This window comes from Thalassobium sp. R2A62 (genome assembly GCF_000161835.1).
GTDB lineage: Bacteria > Pseudomonadota > Alphaproteobacteria > Rhodobacterales > Rhodobacteraceae > Thalassobium.
This window is the reverse complement of sequence record NZ_GG697169.2, coordinates 1,460,733-1,480,343: the sequence shown is the minus strand read 5'-3', so window position 1 is coordinate 1,480,343 and position 19,611 is coordinate 1,460,733. Positions and strand designations below refer to the sequence as shown.

General features: G+C 48.9%; 17 protein-coding genes and 2 pseudogenes. 12 read left to right on the top strand and 7 right to left on the bottom strand.

What is annotated here, in order from left to right; all coding sequences use genetic code 11:
* Positions 1-284: 284 nt before the first annotated feature.
* On the bottom strand, positions 285-1,220 hold the full coding sequence (locus tag TR2A62_RS07395; RefSeq protein ID WP_009160800.1) for an SEL1-like repeat protein: 936 nt from the start codon (positions 1,218-1,220) through the stop codon (positions 285-287).
* Between the two features lie 335 nt (positions 1,221-1,555).
* Between TR2A62_RS07395 and TR2A62_RS07390 the strand changes: the two genes are divergently transcribed.
* From TR2A62_RS07390 to TR2A62_RS19065, 7 genes are all read left to right on the top strand, one after another.
* Complete coding sequence (locus TR2A62_RS07390) at positions 1,556-2,284, top strand: hypothetical protein (protein ID WP_040820402.1); 729 nt, start codon at positions 1,556-1,558, stop codon at positions 2,282-2,284.
* 30 nt (positions 2,285-2,314) lie between these two features.
* Positions 2,315-3,124: an ankyrin repeat domain-containing protein gene (locus TR2A62_RS07385; RefSeq protein WP_040820399.1), complete on the top strand. Its 810-nt coding sequence runs from the start codon at positions 2,315-2,317 to the stop codon at positions 3,122-3,124.
* A gap of 122 nt (positions 3,125-3,246) precedes the next feature.
* A complete protein-coding gene (locus tag TR2A62_RS07380; RefSeq protein WP_009157771.1) occupies positions 3,247-3,504 on the top strand; it encodes a hypothetical protein in 258 nt (85 codons plus the stop codon).
* A 200-nt stretch (positions 3,505-3,704) separates the two neighbouring features.
* On the top strand, positions 3,705-5,009 hold the full coding sequence (locus TR2A62_RS07375; protein WP_009158758.1) for a hypothetical protein: 1,305 nt from the start codon (positions 3,705-3,707) through the stop codon (positions 5,007-5,009).
* A 613-nt stretch (positions 5,010-5,622) separates the two neighbouring features.
* A complete protein-coding gene (locus TR2A62_RS07370) occupies positions 5,623-6,276 on the top strand; it encodes a recombinase family protein (protein ID WP_040820393.1) in 654 nt (217 codons plus the stop codon).
* A 49-nt stretch (positions 6,277-6,325) separates the two neighbouring features.
* Entirely contained in the window at positions 6,326-6,421 is a 96-nt protein-coding gene (locus TR2A62_RS18050; RefSeq protein ID WP_150103577.1) for a helix-turn-helix domain-containing protein, read from the top strand.
* Between the two features lie 510 nt (positions 6,422-6,931).
* Entirely contained in the window at positions 6,932-8,041 is a 1,110-nt protein-coding gene (locus tag TR2A62_RS19065; RefSeq protein WP_009159568.1) for a Hint domain-containing protein, read from the top strand.
* A gap of 485 nt (positions 8,042-8,526) precedes the next feature.
* Here the strand turns inward: TR2A62_RS19065 and TR2A62_RS18745 are convergent, their stop codons facing one another.
* The 3 genes from TR2A62_RS18745 to TR2A62_RS07355 form a co-directional block, all read right to left on the bottom strand.
* Positions 8,527-8,679, bottom strand: a complete 153-nt coding sequence (locus TR2A62_RS18745) for a hypothetical protein (protein ID WP_190275697.1) — start codon at positions 8,677-8,679, stop codon at positions 8,527-8,529.
* A 379-nt stretch (positions 8,680-9,058) separates the two neighbouring features.
* Positions 9,059-9,559, bottom strand: a complete 501-nt coding sequence (locus tag TR2A62_RS07360) for an RDD family protein (RefSeq protein WP_009160905.1) — start codon at positions 9,557-9,559, stop codon at positions 9,059-9,061.
* Positions 9,560-9,854: 295 nt separating this feature from the next.
* A complete protein-coding gene (locus TR2A62_RS07355) occupies positions 9,855-11,129 on the bottom strand; it encodes a tyrosine-type recombinase/integrase (RefSeq protein WP_009158169.1) in 1,275 nt (424 codons plus the stop codon).
* A gap of 623 nt (positions 11,130-11,752) precedes the next feature.
* Between TR2A62_RS07355 and TR2A62_RS07345 the strand changes: the two genes are divergently transcribed.
* Positions 11,753-12,703: a hypothetical protein gene (locus tag TR2A62_RS07345; protein WP_009158442.1), complete on the top strand. Its 951-nt coding sequence runs from the start codon at positions 11,753-11,755 to the stop codon at positions 12,701-12,703.
* A gap of 382 nt (positions 12,704-13,085) precedes the next feature.
* Here TR2A62_RS07345 and TR2A62_RS19505 read toward each other — a convergent pair whose 3' ends face one another.
* Positions 13,086-14,072, bottom strand: coding sequence for a Hint domain-containing protein (locus tag TR2A62_RS19505; RefSeq protein WP_009160024.1), 987 nt, complete (start codon positions 14,070-14,072; stop codon positions 13,086-13,088).
* Between the two features lie 473 nt (positions 14,073-14,545).
* A complete protein-coding gene (locus TR2A62_RS19060; RefSeq protein WP_009157796.1) occupies positions 14,546-14,899 on the bottom strand; it encodes a recombinase family protein in 354 nt (117 codons plus the stop codon).
* A gap of 315 nt (positions 14,900-15,214) precedes the next feature.
* Here TR2A62_RS19060 and TR2A62_RS18740 point away from each other — a divergent pair, with 315 nt between their 5' ends.
* A complete protein-coding gene (locus TR2A62_RS18740; RefSeq protein ID WP_009157348.1) occupies positions 15,215-16,393 on the top strand; it encodes a calcium-binding protein in 1,179 nt (392 codons plus the stop codon).
* Between the two features lie 780 nt (positions 16,394-17,173).
* Here TR2A62_RS18740 and TR2A62_RS07315 read toward each other — a convergent pair.
* Positions 17,174-17,386 (bottom strand): annotated as a pseudogene (locus TR2A62_RS07315) (helix-turn-helix domain-containing protein); the annotation flags it as partial.
* A 208-nt stretch (positions 17,387-17,594) separates the two neighbouring features.
* Between TR2A62_RS07315 and TR2A62_RS07310 the strand changes: the two are divergent.
* From TR2A62_RS07310 to TR2A62_RS07300, 3 genes and pseudogenes are all read left to right on the top strand, one after another.
* Complete coding sequence (locus TR2A62_RS07310; protein ID WP_223296085.1) at positions 17,595-18,197, top strand: outer membrane beta-barrel protein; 603 nt, start codon at positions 17,595-17,597, stop codon at positions 18,195-18,197.
* A 207-nt stretch (positions 18,198-18,404) separates the two neighbouring features.
* Entirely contained in the window at positions 18,405-19,112 is a 708-nt protein-coding gene (locus TR2A62_RS07305) for an IS6 family transposase (protein ID WP_040820379.1), read from the top strand.
* A gap of 196 nt (positions 19,113-19,308) precedes the next feature.
* Positions 19,309-19,575, top strand: a pseudogene (locus tag TR2A62_RS07300) (IS5/IS1182 family transposase); the annotation flags it as partial.
* Positions 19,576-19,611 lie beyond the last annotated feature (36 nt).

The following is a 19,611-nucleotide window of genomic DNA, read 5'->3' as shown; positions in this document are numbered from 1 at the left end:
GCGACAGCCCTTACCTTTTCCCCCGCTACGCTTCCTGTGGAAACCTGAACAACACAGGGGCATCAGCTACGCTCTGCCAGCACCTCAGAAAGTACTACAACGGTAAAACTGCGCACTGCCTTAGGCATAGCTTCAGAGACCGCCTGAGAGACTGTGACGTGCCTTTAGAGGCCATAGATCAGGCTGGTGGATGGTCTAGTGTAGGGGGCGTAGGCACCAACTACGGTAAAGGCTACAGTCTGCCTAAACTCGCTGAGTACCTACGCAGGATAGCTATTTAATTCTTAGTGGCCACAGTTCTGGTAATTGCTGCTCATGCAGTCTCTTGCCATGGCTTGGGCTGTTGAGATGTCTTGAGGGGTCATTCGTTTGGCTATGATATCGCGGTTTTCTGAACCTTTTTCATAACCGTTTGCACTACTGATGTTAAACCACATGTGCGCTAAGACATAATCTTGAGGGACACCCTGACCGTTGTCGTACATGACACCTAAATTGTTTTGAGCTAAAGCACCCCCCTGTTCAGCAGCCTTACGATACCAAATCGCTGCTTCTGTGTAGTCTTGAAGGACACCCTGACCGTTTTCGTACATGACACCTAAAGTGGTTTGAGCGCCAGCACTCCCCTGTTCAGCAGCCTTACGATACCAACTCACTGCTTCTGTGTAGTCTTGAGGAACACCCTGAGCTGTGTAGTACATGAACCCTAAATTGTATTGAGCTTTAGCATGCCCCTGTTCAGCAGCTTTACGATACCAACTCACTGCTTCCGCGTAGTCTTGAGGAACACCCTTACCGTTTCTGTACATGACACCTAAATTGGTTTGAGCACGAGCATCCCCCTGCCCAGCAGCCGTACGATACCAACTCAATGCTTCCGTATAGTCTCGAGTAACACCCTTACCGTTTTCGTACATGACACCTAAATTGGTTTGAGCACGAGCATGCCCCTGTTCAGCAGCCTTACGATACCAACTCACTGCTTCTGCGTCTTCTTGAGGAACACCCAAACCGTTGCCGTACATGACCCCTAAGCGAAATTGAGCGGCAGCATCCCCCTGTTCAGCTAACGGTCGCCACTCCTGAAGGGCAGTCGCATAATCACCTGCTTGAGCGGCAGCTAAACCCTTATGGAAGTCTTGCGCATGAGCAGTACCATAGTTCAAAGAACTCATAGAGAGGGCAACAACGACAGCCACAGCAGAGATGATCTTCTTCATAATATGAACCTTTGTTTGGGTTTGCTTTAGCTCACTTCAAATGAGCGACACATGTGGATCAGGGGGAGGGCAACAAACGAAGCTCTGCCTTGGGGGAGGCATCTTCCGTAACACGAGGGAGAAGGGGGGGTGCAGTGGAAGAGGTTGCGTCCGTCATCATCCGAGCATTCGTTTGTTGTTGAATCACGGTTAACACAGGAAGTCTCACAATGATAGCCTTTAGTATTGTTTTTGTATACTAACGGATATAACGCTAGTTAACACCAGTATGCTCGTTCAGGGCTATCTGCTGTAAGGATTAGCTTAGGCCGCAACGCTTAATGTAAGGGCGATAAATGATGAAGAAGATATTTTTTGCTCTGATTTGCCTAGGCTTAGGAATAATTATTACCTTTTTCGTGCAAGCTCTCTTGTTTTGGGGGCTTAATGCGCTGCTGGGTGTCTGGGGCTATGACATGATTAGTTTCCTCATATGTCTCCCTATAAGTATTGGTGTTGCTTATTACTCAGTTAAGCTCGTGAGCAATAAGCTAGGCATAGGAATAATTATTACCTTTTTCGTGCAAGCTCTCTTGTTTTGGGGGCTTAATGCGCTGCTGGGTGTCTGGGGCTATGACATGATTAGTTTCCTCATATGTCTCCCTATAAGTATTGGTGTTTCTTATTACTCAGTTAAGCTCGTGAGCAATAAGATTGATGAGCTGTTGAGTAAGTTGTTGAATTTGGTCCTGCATTACTCGAATGTACTAGTAAGACGTGTCTCTGTTCCGGTAATAGCTTTAGCAATTATATTCTCTTCTGGATTGTTTTTAGTTGTTATAATCCAACATAATTCATCCAAAAATATGGAACGCGCAGAACGTGAGTGTGTTAGGTGGTTTCGGAATAGTGACTTTGCTGGTTCTGATGCGTTTGTTTTAGACACTTATCGAAAACACGGCAGCATTGTGGTTCAGATTGGCTTTGACGGAAATGGAAGTTCATACACGATAGCGCCTTGCGTTTACGATGATGGTAATCTGACTAAGCCCGGCGCATTTGATCGAAGCTATTGGCGAAAATAGACAAGACACACAGCACAAAGTTGGTTCAGAATGATTAAACACACCATAGCCACACTAGCACTCACACTGTCGCTAGCTTCATCAGCCGTACAAGCACAGGAAGCCAACTGTGATGGCTGGGTATCGACAGATGGGGAAGTAAGAACCGTGTTCTGGGAGGTGGCAACTTCTGAAACCACCGCTGACTGCCTGAATTCTGGTTCAAGTGTGAATGCTAGGACTGAATATGGACGCACACCGCTTCACTACGCTGCTACGTTTAATCCAAACCCAGAAGTGCTGACTTTACTGCTAGACGCTGGTGCTGATGTGAATGCTATTACTGAATATGGACGCACACCGCTTCATTGGGCTAGTTCTAACAAAAACCCAGAAGTCCTTACTGTACTGCTAGCAGCTGGTGCTGACGTAAATGCTAGAATTGAAGGTGGAATGACCCCCCTTTTTGTTGCCATTTCTATCAACACTTCCCCCGAAGTCGTCGAAGTTCTATTAAATGCTGGTGCAAACGTGAATGCAAGGAACCGACAGGGATATACACCGCTACATGGAAAGCCATTTAACAGCATGGGACCGTATTTTTTCGATAACATTTCAGCTTTGAGCATGTTGCTAGATGCTGGTGCAGACATAAATGCTAGAAATGAAGATGGATGGACGCCTCTACACACCGCTGCTGAGGGTAGCGATAATCCAGCTTTGGTTACCGCATTGCTAGATGCCGGTGCTGACGGAACCGCTGTAAATGAAGACGGTAAAACCCCCTACGAGCTAGCTAAAGCAAATGAAGCACTAGCAGGTACAGATGCTTATTGGGCGCTGAATGACGCACGGTACTAGCAAGTGATAGCCTGACGCCAGCCTGTGTTACCTATTAGGTGCTGGCGTAAAAATGAGACCGCTTAAGTTTGGCCGTTAATTCACCCAAGACACTAACCTAGTAGGAAAAGGATGAACGAAATATGTTTGAGAGAACACCAGCGCAAAAACTTGGCATCGCAGGCCCATCGGCAGTCAAAAATAAAACACCATATGCCACGGTGGCCCTAATCCTCGCATGGGTAATTTTAGGCTTCGGTATCATTGGTTTTTTGAGCAACGTAGGCCAGCGCGGTTTTGAAGTCGTTGCTTTTGCATTTCTAGGCTCTGGTGTCTTCTGCTTTACTATTCTGGGGGTTCTTTCAGAAATCGCACGACTGTTAGCTAACCAACAAAAATAGAACAGACATTCATTATCGGGGTTGGTAGCAGCACAGCGTAATAGCCACCTAGAGGCCACTGTAGAGGACCTGAAGACGCGTCTGGATGAGATGAAGGCTGAGAGAGATCAGGCCATGCAAGATGCTAGGGAAGACCGGGCTAGAGTTGTGGCGCTATTGGAAGATCAGAGACCCAAATGCCTTTGAAGCAAACTACTCAGATGAAACCGCACCACGTCAAATTAACTAGTGGCAAAGACCTTCACGCTGGACACTTTGTAGCCGAGTTCAAAGAAACCATCGCGCCTTGGTTTGAGCCAGCAACAGATGCCACTGAAGCCAAGATTGATCAGCTGTTAGATGGTCTGGGATGTCTAAGTGATCGGCCCTCATCTAATGCTAAATTGCGAGTGTTGCTGTCTAGCTTCCTGCTACAGGCACAGCGCCTACAGGACCGCATAGACCGTAAGGGTGGTAGCTTACTGATAGGCTGGCCACACGATGAATCCTATTGGCGGATACGCTCTCAGGTTGGCTACAAGGTGGCTAAGAAGCTCAGAGAGGCATTAGTAGAACACGGGTGGATGGTTCACGCTGTTAAGGCCGAGAGAGACCTAATGCGCGACGATGGCAACTGCCACGGCTACCTGATCAGTGATGATGTCATCAGCAAAGGTTCTGGGCTGCAATTCCAATCTAATCGCGATCTCATCTATGCGACCAAGATCAAACACAAGGGAAAGGCCGTAAACACTAAGGTCGACAAGGCCATCGACAAGAGAACAGAGGCGTTGTGGGACATCTGGGGTAGATCACCACTGACTTATGGCGACCAAAAGATGTCAGTCGCGACACGAACCTTTGGTGATAAAGCCCTCAAAAAGGGTGGTCGGTTTTATGGCCCATGGACAACCATGCCAAAGGCCCAGCGCCTTCAATGCACCATCGATGACAGGCAAGTTGCTGAGGTGGATATAACAGCTAGTCACCCAACACTTCTTATGTCCATCTCAGGCAAAGCACCCTTCCAAGGTGAGTTTACTGATCCGTATCAAATACCAAGTCTGGATGGCATCGACAGGGGTGAGATCAAGGCTGTTATCAACTCAGCCATCGGGGCGGGTAAGCCAGTTCAAACCCAGCAAACAAGACTGACTAGGGCAGAAGGGATCGGCAAAGAACGACTAGCTGATATTCGCAAGATTATAATCCCTGCTTACAAGTGTCTGGAGGCCCTAAGAAAGAAGGATAGCAAGGACGAGTTCTACAGTGAGCATTTGGCGTGGCATGAGGTAGAGATCATGATGCGGGTGGTCGAGACGCTACAGCAGCCAATCTTTATTCTGCACGACTGTCTGATCTGTCAGAGGGATACAGCTAAGGATGTTGGGCTGGTGCTACAGAACACCTTTACCAGCTATTGTCAGGAGAACGGTTGGACACCAATCAAGCCAGCGTTCACCATTGAGTATCTTACGGAAAATACAGCGGTAGAAGACCCTTATGAAGGTGAGTTTCCATCATGATTACAGACCCTTATGAGAAAAGGCTTGCTACACTCTCTAGGTCTCCTCAGGTAGTAATCCCTCATAGTAATATTACCTAATATCTATCTTACATAAGGATACTAAAGGTATCTCTGGCTATCCTCTGATCTGTCTATTCAGGATTAGGGCCAATAGGTTGATAACCATTCAGTGATAGCTCTCTAGGCTGAAATTCCTATGCTGGCATCTGTAGCAGCAAGGGTAGTTTGATAGGGGTCGCCCTCTCTTGTTCCAACTAAACATCCTGAGCTACTCCCCATTTATTGGACAGGTTCTGGCGTAATTTAAGCTACTCTTTGCACCTAATGATCGGAGTTGGCCGTTTCATTTTGCTGCCAGTAGGTCACAGCGGCTGGTTTGTCGCTATACCTTCGGATATTTGAAGGGCCAATTCCGTCGTAAGGGCATATTCCCTTGGTCGTAGGCTAACCTCATATTCCCCTGTTACCCCAATTGGCATGATGTCGTGTGAAAGCCAGATAGCTAGCTCGATGACCTTCACAGGTGGTCTGCAATCACTGCAATTATAATTCGAGTCCAACGTTGAATATTTATAATTCTGCTGTATATTGGTTCCAACGGAGGAAACGTCGTGAAGCAGTTCATAAAATATTATCGTGTATCCACCCGGTCACAGGCTGACAGTGGCTTGGGGCTATCAGCACAACAGCGAGATATTGATCTGTATCTATCCACATACGCTGAGACACCTTGGGAGGTGCTTGCAGAGTTCACAGACGTACAGTCTGGTAAAGACGACAACAGACCTGAACTACTGAAAGCTATGGCTTTAGCTGAGGAAACAGGGGCCACTATTCTTATTGCTAAGCTCGACAGGATTAGCAGACGTGTTTCCTTCATCTCAGCCATCATGGAGCGTAAGAAGCTCAATCTTACTATCGCTACTATGCCCAACGCAGATAAGTTCCAGTTGCACATCTATGCGGCCTTAGCAGAGCAAGAACGTGAGTTTATCTCCTTGCGAACTAAGCAAGCTCTCGCACCATTGAAAGGTACAGGTAAGCTAGGTGGTAATCGTGGGAACATTGACAGAGCTAATGAAGCAGCGAGAGCATTAGCTGATAGCCATGCTGCCAAGGTCATGGACACGGTGCTCCCCCTGAAAGAAGCTGGTCGCACCCTCCAGCAGATCGCAGACACTCTGAACAAGTCAGGGGTCAAAACGGCACGAGGCGGTAAATGGCATCCTACGACCGTGAAGAACGTACTGGCTAGAAGTGAATAGCTTTTGGCCAACACCGAGGTGAACAACCGTGCCAACCATAGCATGCAACATGATCAAGGCTGGATCATCTCTTACATCAATCGCCAAGTCGCTGGGCATCTCTCGGCAAAGTGTCCACCGCATCAAAGCAGAGCTAGGGTTGTGATCTAGGCGATTAGGGTCCCCCCCAGATTATCACCAAAGATTTTGGCCGGATCGGGTTTCTACCTCGCAATCCAAGACAAAGATTTAGCTCTGAAACCTCAATTTGATCCAAGGGCAAAGTAACACCGTACTCCATATGATGTTTTTGAATTCCCTGTTGGACATCTAAACTTTGTGGCTGGGCCTTCGGGTCTGGCCTTTTTCTTTTGGACGTATCCGCAAGTCGTGTTGGCTGGACGATGAACACAAAGCAACCATTCGCGTGTTGGTCACCTCATTAGTGATTTCCACGCCGTCATCTCACGCATTGTTTCCCCAATGAAAACAGTGACCTGCAAGACAACAGTTTAGGAAGCGTAACAGGCCCAATTATATACTTTTGGATACTTAACTCGCTCGAAAGAGTCGTGGGTTAACGCTGGGCTTCTGTTTATCCGTTTGGGGGATATTTGCTCCTTTTCAGAGGGCAGGCTTGCTTTCCAGCCAAGAGCAAAAAACGGTGAGATAAAAAATGGCACTTATTGATATTATTAATGACTATACCCAGGGATCAACTGGGTCGTTTGGAACCGCAGGTGGGCAAAGCGCTTCGTGGACTGTAACGGAAGGCAATGGCACCTGGACTTTTCAAAATTATGTCGCACAGCTAGGTGGTTCGTGGTTTGCCGGTTTTAGTCATGGTGACAGTTATGGACCTGACAAAGATCAAGTGGTTGTGACGTTTGATCAGCAAGTCAATGGGGTTGTCTTGAAGCTTAGCGGCTTGAGTTACCAGGGCAACGTCATAACAGTCTCCATAGACGGCGTTGATGTGGACCTGAACACATTGATCGCAAACGGAGATGTGACTTTCACGCCAAATGGAAATGCCGTGAACGGGGCAGGGAATGTAGAGGGGCCTGGTGAAACTGGATCGGACTTTGACGCTGCAACGATTACATTCAATATCCCAGTAACTTCTGTTGGATTTCAAGATATTGCCGGTACAGATTTAGCTTTGGGCCAAGTACTTATAGATGATACGGCAACTCCTGTCGCACCAGTCTGCTTCACGCGTGGCACCCTGATCAAGACCGATCAAGGCGAGCGCCCGATTGAAGAGCTTGCTGCTGGCGACATGGTGCTGACGATGGACCACGGGTATCAGCCGATACGCTGGATCGGGTCGTCCAAACGAGCAGCAACAGGCGATCTTGCCCCCATCCTGATCCGCAAGGGTGCTCTCGGAAATGACCGTGACCTACGCGTCAGCCCACAGCACCGTATGCTCCTGCAAGGCTGGCAGGCAGAACTGCTCTTTGGCGAAGTTGAAGTGCTAGCAACAGCCAAGTCCCTGCTGAATGACCAGACCATCCTGCGTGACGAAGGGGGGGATGTGGAGTATTTCCACATGCTGTTTGACACCCACGAGATTATCTACGCTGAAGGCTGCCCTTCTGAGAGCTTCCACCCGGGCCAACAGGGCTGGAAAGCCTTGGATCAAGCCACTCGGGATGAAATCCTCACGCTCTTCCCACAGCTTGCTGAAGGCACCCTCAACGACTACGGCCCCTCTGCCCGCATGAGCCTCAAGCATAAAGAGGGCAAGCTCCTTGGGTCCTATATGGCTGGGAGCGTTTAGCGCTTGATCTAAGTCAGGTCACGGCTTGTCAGCCTTTTGGCCCGAGGACTGCGTAAGCCAAGAGTGTGGCTTAGGTCATCTGGTTGGCTCGAGTAGCTGTTGGCCAAGACCGAGACAAACAACCGTGCCAACCAAGTGTTTCTCGCAGTCACAGCCAAAGACTTGTCAGCTTGGTCAGATTTCGCTCTAGTGACCTTTGGTTTAGTAGGAGATGAAGATGCACAAAGCAGCGGTCGCAGTGTTTTTTGGTTTTGTTTCACTTTCGGGGTCTGCAAACGCCCAAGACCTTAGGGGTTGGTGCTTTCCCGCAGACGCATGTATGGGCAGACAAGTACCGATCGGTTCAGGCACTTACGAAACATGTGAAGAGACATGCACACTGACTAACCCAGTTGCAGTCCGAGACATGGAGGCGACCCTTTATGATGAAGTCTGTAACGCAAGCTGGTTGGAAATCGGCGAAACAATAACAAATCGCGTTATGTTCATAAAACAGACATCGGATCGAACCCGCATGTTTCAAGTGCGTAAATCTTGGATTGGTGAGCTTGAACGATGTAACCAATGAACGCCTCAAGGTTCGAATAAGATGTTCCTGAGAACACCATGACAGCCAACAAGGTCCTGATAGCAGTCATAGCCTTTGCCTTACTTGCGAAGACTTACGTTATCCTGACGTCTTAGGCGCACCCCATGAACACAAAGCTATCTGCGGTATCTGGCAAATGAATGGACCTCACCTGCAGTGCCTGTGGCCATAAGTTCAGTTACAACGTTGATGATTTAGTTCTCGCGACAAGTGACGACACAGAGAGCGAAGCTCGACGGGCTACGCCCTGACACCACCCATGAGATACGTCAGAGGACCGTATGCAAGGGGTGTGGTGTGAGAGTGGATAACACGTATCAGGTTGTGTAAGGGTGATGCTAAGGGTCTCTGAGAGGCTCACTGATGGCTAAGAGCTTCCGGCTACCTAGGTTCGTTTATGCCTGACTTAGGCTTGTGAGGTTATCAACTCAGCTTTGTTCGCTTGGCCCTGCACCACGCACAACTAAACACCCAGCGACTTTATCATGCAGCCCCTGCTTCTGTTTCGTCCACCCAGCCATAAAATAACCAAAAAACAGAATAAATGAAATAAGCTTTCCAAAGTGGCGTCCAGTCGCCCTCCACAAGCTAATTGGGCCTCCATCCATGCCGACTACCCGCAAGCCGAATAACCTCTTTCCCAGCGTTGCCTGATTACTCTCGCTCTCCATTCCAGCAAAGTAGAGCCAACCAATCAAAATGCTCAAGAACACCCCAACATAATCTGATACGAAAAACGCCATAACACCAGAAACAAGAGCTAAAATAACCCCATCCACAGTAGCAGCCAAAAGTCGACGCAAGAAACCAGCATAATTGTATTTCTCATCGCTATTTGGTATCTTAACCAACGAATAGACGCCTATTACTGCAACCAACAATAAATAAGACAATGCGATTAAGCCCGGCACTCCAACGTTGTTCAGCATCCAAATTCCTTAAAGATATTGGTCAATATGTTTATAGTTTTATGAGTATCATAATGATACTTTAAAAGCAATCTGAAAAACTATGGTATGCTATTAAAGGAGCGGTGCCAGACCGCGACAGGTCCAGTTCAGCTACAAAATTGCTGCCTTAATCCTAGCAGCTAGTGACGACACAACCACCCATGAGGTACGCCAGAGGGCCGTATGCAGGGGTTGTGGCGCTAGGGGTAGTAACCACTTATGTCATAACTTAGATGAGCCTGTACGGACCTCTGTGTGAGTATCGGGGCTATCGCTAACGTAATGACCAGTCGACATGGTTGATTGCTTCGCGTAGCCCTTTTAGCGCAAGGCCCTCTGAGTAGTTCCCAAACGTCTGTCCTTCCACCTCATGGCCCATAAGTCTTGCGCTTATGGTTTTTGATAGGTTTGCGTTCTCTAGCTGCGTGGCAAAGCCCCTACGGAATGAGTGAAATACATATTCGTCGCCATACCCAAGCTCTGCTTTCAGCCTGCCAAACCTTTTACCAATGGCATTTGATCTGTTGCCGTATTTGTTAAACGTAAGGCCAGATATGAGGTAGCCATCTGTACTTGTAGCAACCAATCTAGCGACGGTTTGACTGACTTGGTGGTGGATTGGGATAGTACGCCAGCCAGCTTCTGATTTAGCGTCAACAATCTCAAATCTATCGTCTGATACGTTTTCGAGCTTAAGGCTGCACAGTTCTTCAATGCGACAGCCAGTATAAGCAGCTAATGACATTAAATCCTTGAGGCTCTCGTCATGACAACCAGATAACAGTTTGTGGAAGTCCGCTGCCCTGAAAGCCTTACGCTGCGCATCAATCATAGCCTTGGTCTTCTTCTTCGGCTTTGGTGGCAGGACCTTGTAGAAGGGAGGCTCTAATCTGAGGCCCTTATGCTGTTCTAGGTAGTCCCAGTACCCCCTCGCGGCTGAAAGCATACGCCTTCTGGTGCCAGCAGATAGCTTCTGTTCGCCCCCTAAAGTAACGTTCATCCAGTCTCTGACTTTGTGGTTCGTCGCATCATGTGCATACTTGAACCTCTCCGAGAACAGCTTGATGTCTCTGCGCTGCATGTCTGTGGTCTTAGGTGCGACGTCTCTGCTGGCTAGGTATTCTTCGATGTGTTCTCGCAATAGTAGGCTTGATCCGTGAACAATACTGACCGCATCAGCTAGTGCTCCATCGTTGGTTACGAACTCACCACGGTCTTCATCCCAACTCCGAGTGTAGGCTATGTCTTCATGGATCATCTGAATGACCTCATCAGAGGTGCCTTGCCCCTTAAGCCGTTGGGCGTCTTGTCTGACTTTGGTAATGGTAGCTAGGAGTTCATCATCGGTCCCGACGTCTGTACCCCTTGCTATAGCTATCTGTTTTTTCCATTCGATGATTAGGGGAAGGACTTTGACTTCAGCGACACTCAAGGACTCCGTCCCGAGTGATTTCAGAAACCTGCGTCTGCCGATAGTTGAACGTAAATCTTTTGGGATGTTCAGATGAGCGTACCACTGTCTGCGCCGTTTTTCTAAGTGTCTTGGCATATTGGGTTCCCTGTGGGTTTACCCACACGTTTAACCCACACGTTTTGGGGATTATAGCCATATTTACATGGATATAAGTTATAACAGGCCGAATGTCAGAGTATCCCTTCGTCTCCGCCACTTACTCTGCCTTTGATTTTATCGTTTTAATTCAGAGGCTTGTGGCGACCTTAAAATTGACAACCACCCACGTTTACCACCCACGCCAGTTGCAAAAACATCTTCCCGTAGTGACATCGTAACCACCAGCCACCGCTCATCGAATCCTCTCATGAAAGCCGTAGGCGCAGATAGCTTTGTGTTCATGGGGTGCGCATAAGACGTCAGAATGACGTAGACCTTCGCAAGTAAGGCCAAGATTATGACTGCGAGAAGCACTTGGTCAGCAGGGTGGGTCGTCTCTGTCTCGGCCAACAGCTATTAGAACCAACCACATGACTTCAATTCTCGTAGATTAAGGCGTCTTCAGGCCAAAATTCAAATCATGAAAAGTGATCTTGCAAAAATATATACTAAAGTATTGATTAACTATACTAGTGGATATAGCTTCTCATCGGTCGATGGCTGCAACCATGCCTCAGCGTAACAGAACGATCTCTAATCAATTTTATTGGATAGTTTCTATGAAATATACCACAACCGCCCTGGCCCTGATCCTCGCTGCAGGGGCAGTAAATGCGCAAGACGTCACTTATCTCTCATACGGCCTCAGCTACACGTCGTATTCAGACGAAGATTTCGGAGTTTTGAACGACACCAATATCGTCGGCGAAATCGAATACCGCCTGAACCAGTTCATGTTTATGGCCGATGCGGATTTGAACCGCCTTGGTCTTGATGATGGCACAGATGCAACGTTTAACGAAATTCACTTGGGTGTTGGCTACGAAGTCGCACCAGGCGCATTGGTTTGGGCGAATTTCGGTCAGTTTGAATTTTTTGATACAACATTTAATCCCGCAGAAGTTGGTGCACAATACGATGCAGGTGCTTACGCATTAGCGCTAGCCTATCGCACGCCGGGCATTGAAGGAGAGGAATTGAGCGCTTTCGAACTGGTCGGGACATACGGTATTAATGCCAGCACCTCGGTTGGTCTTAGCGTCTTGAGAAACGATGAAGCGAATACGCAAACCGCAGCTTTGTTTGCAGACTATAGCGCCGGTGCGTTGGATGTTGGCGTCGCTTTGGGAAGCTTGGACAGCGGGGTTGGCTCTGCGCTTACGGCTTTGAACGCGGACGTGACGTATGAATTTGGCGGAAACTTTCGCGCCTTGGGTGGCCTGTCGTTCGCGAATGGTGACGGTTTAGATGCAACGGCATTGCGGATTGGCGCAGGCTATCAGGTTGCCGAAAACACTTGGCTTGACGCAAGCTATCAAACGTTCAGCTTGGATGACTTCAGCTTGGATGACGACGTTACGTTTGACGGCATCGGCGTGATGCTCAAATTTGAAATGGGTGATCGTACATTGATCACACGGCGTGCAAGTGCTGCACGGTCTGACATCTTTGATGGTCTTGGCTCAAACTTTGCTCTGACTGCCGGGCTCGCTGATTACGGGTTGTTCTAAGCTTCACAAAAACCAAGAATAATTAGGCCCGTCAGATACGCTCTGGTGGGCCTTATTATGTAAGACATTTTCCCTCTGGCGAGGGCTCGCGCGACGCCCTCACCACCCACGTTTACCACCCACGCCAGCTGCAAAAACATCTTCCCGTAATGGCATCGTAACCACCAACCACATCTTATCGAATCCTCTCGTGAAAGCCGTAGGCGCAGATAGCTTTGTGTTCATGGGGTGCGCATAAGACGTCAGAATGACGTAGACCTTCGCAAGTAAGGCCAAGATTATGACTGCGAGAAGCACTTGGTCAGCAGGGTGGGTCGTCTCTGTCTCGGCCAACAGCTATTAGAACCAACCAGATGACCTGAGACGTCTCATCAATTTCAGGCTAACAGCTCCCAGCCATATAGGACCCAAGCAGCTTGCCCTCTTTATGTTTGAGGCTCATGCGGGCGGCGGGGCCGTAGTCGTTGAGGGTGCCGTCAGCAAGCTGTGGGAAGAGTGTGAGGATCTCATCCCGTGTGGCTTGATCCAAGGCTGTCCAGCCCTGTTGGCCCGGGTGGAAGCTCTCAGAACGCGCGCCCTCGGCCCAAATAATCTCGTGGCTATCAAACAGCATGTGGAAATACTCTACCTCACCCCCTTCGTCACGCAGGATGGTCTGGTCATTCAGCAGAGACTTGGCTGTGGCCAGCACTTCAAGTTCACCAAAGAGCATCTCTGCCTGCCAGCCTTGCAGGAGCATACGGTGCTGTGGGCTGACGCGTAGGTCACGGTCATTCCCGAGGGCACCCTTGCGGATCAGAATGGGGGCGAAATCTCCAGTTGCGGGCACTTTTGATGACCCAATCCATCGGATCGGCTGATAGCCACGGTCCATCGTGAGAACCAAGTCACCGGCAACAAGGTCTTCGATGCGGCGGTCCCCGCTTACCGTTGCGATCCGAGTGCCAGAGGTGAAGCAGACAGGAGCAAAGTCTGTCCAAGCTGTTGTTCCGTCGCTGCTGACTGAACTGATCGTGTATGTCGCACCGTCGACCAGCGGAGGATTGGTCATCGCCCACAATAATGAGGAACTAAAACCGCTTGACCATAAAAATTCGCCTGGATTGTAGACGTAAGGTAAGTTGTGCACTTCCCCTGTTGCCGTGTTGGTAAAAGAATACAGGGCACCAGTCATCAAACTCCCTGCTGATGGAAACCCCAGAACGTCATTTTGGCCTATTTGGTTGCTGTAACCTTCAGGTGGGGCGGGACTATTGTCTCCAAAAGTCGCATCTGGATCTTCTACTCGGAGAACCTCAATGCTACCGGCGTCAAACGTGAATGAGCCACTCTTTGGGGCAAGAAACGTGACAACTTCGTACACTGGCATGGTTCGCTCCTTGAGGAGATTATTGGCAGGTGCCAGCCTCAGGGTAAGTGGCGCAACAACTCTAAGCCACGACACCTACGCATAGGTTAAGTATCCAATTGGATGTATTTGGGCCTGTTACGCTTCCTAAACTGTTGTCTTGCAGGTCACTGTTTTCATTGGGGAAACAATGCGTGAGATGATGGCGTGAAAATCACGAATGAGGTGGCCAACACGCGGATGGCTGCTGTGTGTTCATCGTCCGACCAACACGATTTGCGGACACGTCCAAAAGAAAAAGGCCAGACCCGAAGGCCCAGCCACAAAGTTTAGATGTCCAACAGGGAATTAAAAAACATCGTATGAAGTACGGCGTTACTTTGGCGTTGGATCACATTGAGACTTCAGAGCTAAATCTTTGTCTTGGATTGCGAGGGGGAAACCCGATCCGGCCAAAATCTTTGGTGATAATCTGGGGGGACCCTACGCCTAGATCACAACCCCAGCTCTGCTTTGATGCGGTGGACACTTTGCCGAGAGATGCCCAGAGACTTGGCTATTGATGTAAGAGATGATCCTGCCTTGATCATTTTGCTGATGACATCACGGTCGATAGAAGCCTTACGGCCAGCATACTTCTCTTTGGCATCAGGTCCTGCTTTAGCTGCTGCAATACCCTCTGCCTGTCTCTTGAGGATCATCGACCTCTCGAACTGAGCAAACGACCCCATCATCTGGAGCATCAACGTAGACATAGCATCATCAGAGCCAGAGAATGTGAGGTTCTCAGAGAGGAAGGTTACAGATGCACCCTTAGTGTTGATCTCTTTGATGATGTCCTCAAGCACGGTTGCGCACCTCGGTTTAGGCCGACAGCTACTCGAACCAACCAGATGACCTAAGCCACACTTTTGGCTTGCGCGGTCCTCGGTGCTGAAACTCAGACAAGCCGCGAAAAGTACAGAATATATCCCGATGAATATATATACTAGCTCAATGGAGCCATTCAGTCTCAGATTGAGTATGCTAAGTAACGATCTGCGATAAGCAGAGAATACCATAGCGTCTTGACCATACTTGCGAATGACACATTTTCGTATCACATTGATATTTATTAGGTTCGAATAGCATTGAAGCTGGAACCGAGATTGAGGGTGGTAGAGATGGCAGTTTTGTGGAGTTTTGGTGCTTTCAACCAAGATTACTTTGATTTTTATGATCTGGTAGAAAAGTTTACTAAAAATGGGTTAGAGAATGTTGATGATACCCTCAGTGCCACGATAAATGGCGAGACAGTTGAATACTACGTGAACGATAGTTTTTATACGCATTTTCTGACTGAGGGCGTAACTTACTCCACGGCGTTTATGTCTGAAGCCGATATCATCTATGACGGCGAAAATCTTAGTTCATTGGAAGGCACAATCAATATAATTGGAACAGTCTCGTTTGATCCGGAAATACCTGTATACGGCATTTCGGATATAAGTGTTGATCTTGGTAATTTGATGGATGCTGTTCTTACTCCATCATCTGTGGACGACCATTCAATAATAAGTGAGATGTTGAATGGGAACGATACGTTTAATTTGAGTGATGAAGCCGATTTATCTCGTGGACTCAACGGTTCCGATACGATGTATGGCTACGCTGGCAACGACGAGTTGTATGGCGATAACGACAGCGACAAACTATACGGCGATGAAGGGGATGACAAGCTGTATGGTGGTGACGGCAATGACAAGCTGTATGGTGGCAAGGGCGATGACAAGCTCGATGGTGGCGACAATAACGACAAGCTCTACGGCGGCAACAACGACGACGATCTGGATGGTGGCGCAGGGAAAGACAGGCTCTACGGCAATAATGGCCATGATGTTCTAAATGGCGATAAAGGCTTTGATTTTCTGAACGGCGGCAAAGGAAATGATGTTCTAAATGGCGGCAAGGGTAACGACCTTTTGCAAGGTGGCAAAGGTAAAGACGTAATGCTTGGTGGCACTGGTGAAGATACGTTTGTGTTTAAGAATACGTCTGAGAGTAAGTTTAAGCTCTCAAAGGCTGATGTCATTGAGGACTTCCAGCAAGGTCTGGATGTGATTGATCTCAGCGCCATTGATGCAAGTACAGTGCTAGTTGGGAACGATACGTTTAGCTTTAATGGCACCACAAAGTTTGGCTCAGGAGACGAAGGCGAAATCTACTTCAAGAAGTTCGATAAGGCTGGCACAGAGAACGACTACACGATGGCCTTTATTGATACCGATGGCGATACAGGTCGTGAGATGAGCATCAGGCTGACGGGTCTTTATGATCTCACAGCAGATGACTTCATCTTGTGAGCGTAACCTAAGTGTCTGCAGGCGCGTATTGGGCTGATGGAATAGGCTGAAGGGTTTTCCTTTCTCTTGGATTCCGAGGAGCAAACCCGATCAGGCCAAAATCTTTGGTGATAATCTGGGGGGACCCTAATCGCCTAGATCACAACCCTAGCTCTGCTTTGATGCGGTGGACACTTTGCCGAGAGATGCCCAGGGACTTGGCGATCGATGTAACTTTTTACGGGTTTCATCATATCGCAGTGCTGGTTATCTTGTGCCTTTATAACACCTTTTCGTGGAGTTTCTACGATGCGTCTTGCGGCTTCGATTTTAGTTGTTTTGTCGGTGCAAACCGCCAGCGCTGGGGAAAGTATCTATGATCGCTGTATTAGGGCAGCCGAAGAGAGGGACACTGCAACTGTGGCTGCCAGTGCAAATTTGATACGCGGTTCCATCGGTAGCATCTCACCTGAGAACCTTACCAAAGCGTCAGAATGTATATCCGCATCCGTCGGCTACCCAATGGTATTTGACCGAAATTCTAACAGCTTTATCCCGCTCTCGGGTCAACTGTTGGAGCAAACAGCAGAGTTACTGGACGCTAGAAATAGGCAACTTGTGGACGACGACATTAGAGCATCGTGCAAAGATTTATATTTCAGCAATAAAGTGTCAGCTATGACCAGCGCAGTCTGTGTTCAGGCGTTCCGCCAGTGGGGACACCCTCTGTTGGATTGAGAGTGGTAAACCCGATCATGCCAAAATCTTTGGTGAGAAACCGTAGGGTTCCATTCCCAGTTGTTAGCTTGCCTTTAAACAGCGGTAGTAACTGGCCTTACTGATCCCAAGCTGTTCCTGCACCTGAACTCTAGAAACACCAGCGTCTACCAAAGCCTTCACCTTATCCGCTTGCTTCATAGCCGTGGGCACGCGGCCTTTGTACTTGCCTTCTGCTTGCGCCCTTTTGATGCCCTCTACCTGACGTTCCTTCATCATCTCACGTTCAAACTGGCCAGTAAAGATTACTCATTATACCCCCAACGCCACCCTGATGGTCTCAAGCGGATTAATGGGTCCAGAGCCTAGGCGCGTAGGCTTCGCAACGCATTTTGTCCTAAACTATACTGTTGTCATGCGCTTCACACACCAATAACATTTAAGCTACATCTTCTTAACTGTGAAATGAGTGAAAATGCTTCGTTTTTATTGCGTAACTTCAATGGTGCTTCTTACTGCTACGGTGGCTCAAGCTGGGAACCTCGAAGAGGTGATCGACGTTCCACCGGTCGCGTCCATTGTGACGCCGGCTGAAGTATCGGATTGGACTGGATTCTATGCTGGCCTGCAGTTTGATGCAGTTGCAGGGAAAACTGAACGTGATTCTCTTTCTAGCTTCAAGGCTGATCTTGAAGGTAGCATCGTCAGTGGCTTCGTGGGATATCGTTGGGCTGTTGGCCGATACATCGTTGGCGCTGAACTGGATATTGCGCTGAACGGCGATGGTAGGATGATTTATACAGAAGGTGGCTTGGGTCCTGAACGGCCGTATGACATTAACTCAGCGCTCCGGTTCGGTGGTGAATTCGGTGGTGAGCTAGGTGGAGGTCTTGCGTACATGGGCCTTGGTTTCACGATGCTTGATGTAAAGCTCGACAGCGAATTTGATGATCAGGGGTACTATGTCGGCATTGGTTACGACTATTTTGTCACTGATAGCATTATGGTCGGTGTAGAGATTAACTACCACGACTTTGGTGAGCTGGATGGTGCATCTGATAGGGTCACTCCGATTACCTTGGGCATGAGTGCCGCGTATAAGTTCTGAAAACGGAATGACCCTCACAGCTATCCGTCGCGCAGGTTGCGAGCAAAATCTTGCCGGAATTCGTCCGTCCGTTTCAGTCCCATAGTCAATCCCCTTTGTTGCAGTAAATGCTATTAAAGGAGCGGCATCAAACCGCGACAGGTCCAAAGTGGTCATGTCAGATTAACTTTGCTTGAGCGGTGCAGGGCGGTTGCGTAGCCTTTGCCTATGACCAAACCTGCCTCTTTCAAGTATTTCAAAACCAGTCCGGAGATCATCCGCCTGGCGGTGATGCTGTACATCCGATTTCCGCTTTCGCTTCGTAATGTCGAAGATCTCCTTCATGAACGAGGTATCGATGTCAGCCATGAAACCGTCCGCTACTGGTGGAACCGTTTTGGTCCGATGTTTGCCTCCGAGATCCGCAGAAGGCGTGTTCAGCAACTCCGAGCCTTTTCAAAATGGAAGTGGCACGTAGACGAAGTATTCGTGAAGGTGAATGGCAAGCGGCATTATCTTTGGCGTGCCGTCGATCATGAGGGCGAAGTGCTCGAAGCAGTCGTAACGAAGCGCAGAAACAAAGCTGCAGCACTGAAATTCCTCAAGAAATTGATGAAGCGGCACGGCAAAGCTGAAGAAGTCGTCACAGATCGTTTCGCTCCCTATAAGGCTGCGCTTAGAGATTTGGGTGCTCTGGAAAAACAAAGTACGGGCAGGTGGCTCAACAACCGCGTTGAGAATTCGCACCTGCCGTTCCGACGACGAGAACGCGCCATGCAGCGTTTCAGGCGCATGCGAAGTTTGCAGAAATTCGCCGCTGTTCATTCCTCCGTCTACAACCACTTCAACCAGGAGAGATCTCTCACCAGCCGAGACACCTTCAAGCTGACACGCAGCGCTGCTCTTGCCGAGTGGCGCGAACTTGGCATGGAATAAAGGACAGCGTCACTGGCCTAGCAGAGACTGGTTCGAATTCGTCTGACAGCACCCACAGAGACACTTCAGCGACTGTCTGCACTTTTGCAAGTCTCGTACGCAGGCCATGTGGTGTGTTATTCAGGTTGTGGATGTGACCGGTGCACCCTTTGCAAAAACTAGGGTGTCTCAATCTGAAGTTTCCGCCTTCCAAGGTAAGCTGTGGAAGGGCATCACCGCTGGTCCGGTCGCTAGAAACGAGGCCCTGCGGGCGGCGAAATACCTTGGCTGGGCGATCTGGCGAAACTGGAGCGGATACCACCGACGAAGCCGTACCAAAACCAAGATGCGCTGTATGAAACTGCTGGGGCAACGCCTCATGGCGCGGGACTTTGACCGACAGGTCGCGGAGGTCCAGATCCGTATCGCCGTCATGAACGGCTACACCGCGCTTGGTATCCCTTTAACAGAAGTCGTGAGATGAATCCGTCCGGGGAAAGGGGAACCTCGGACATCAGAG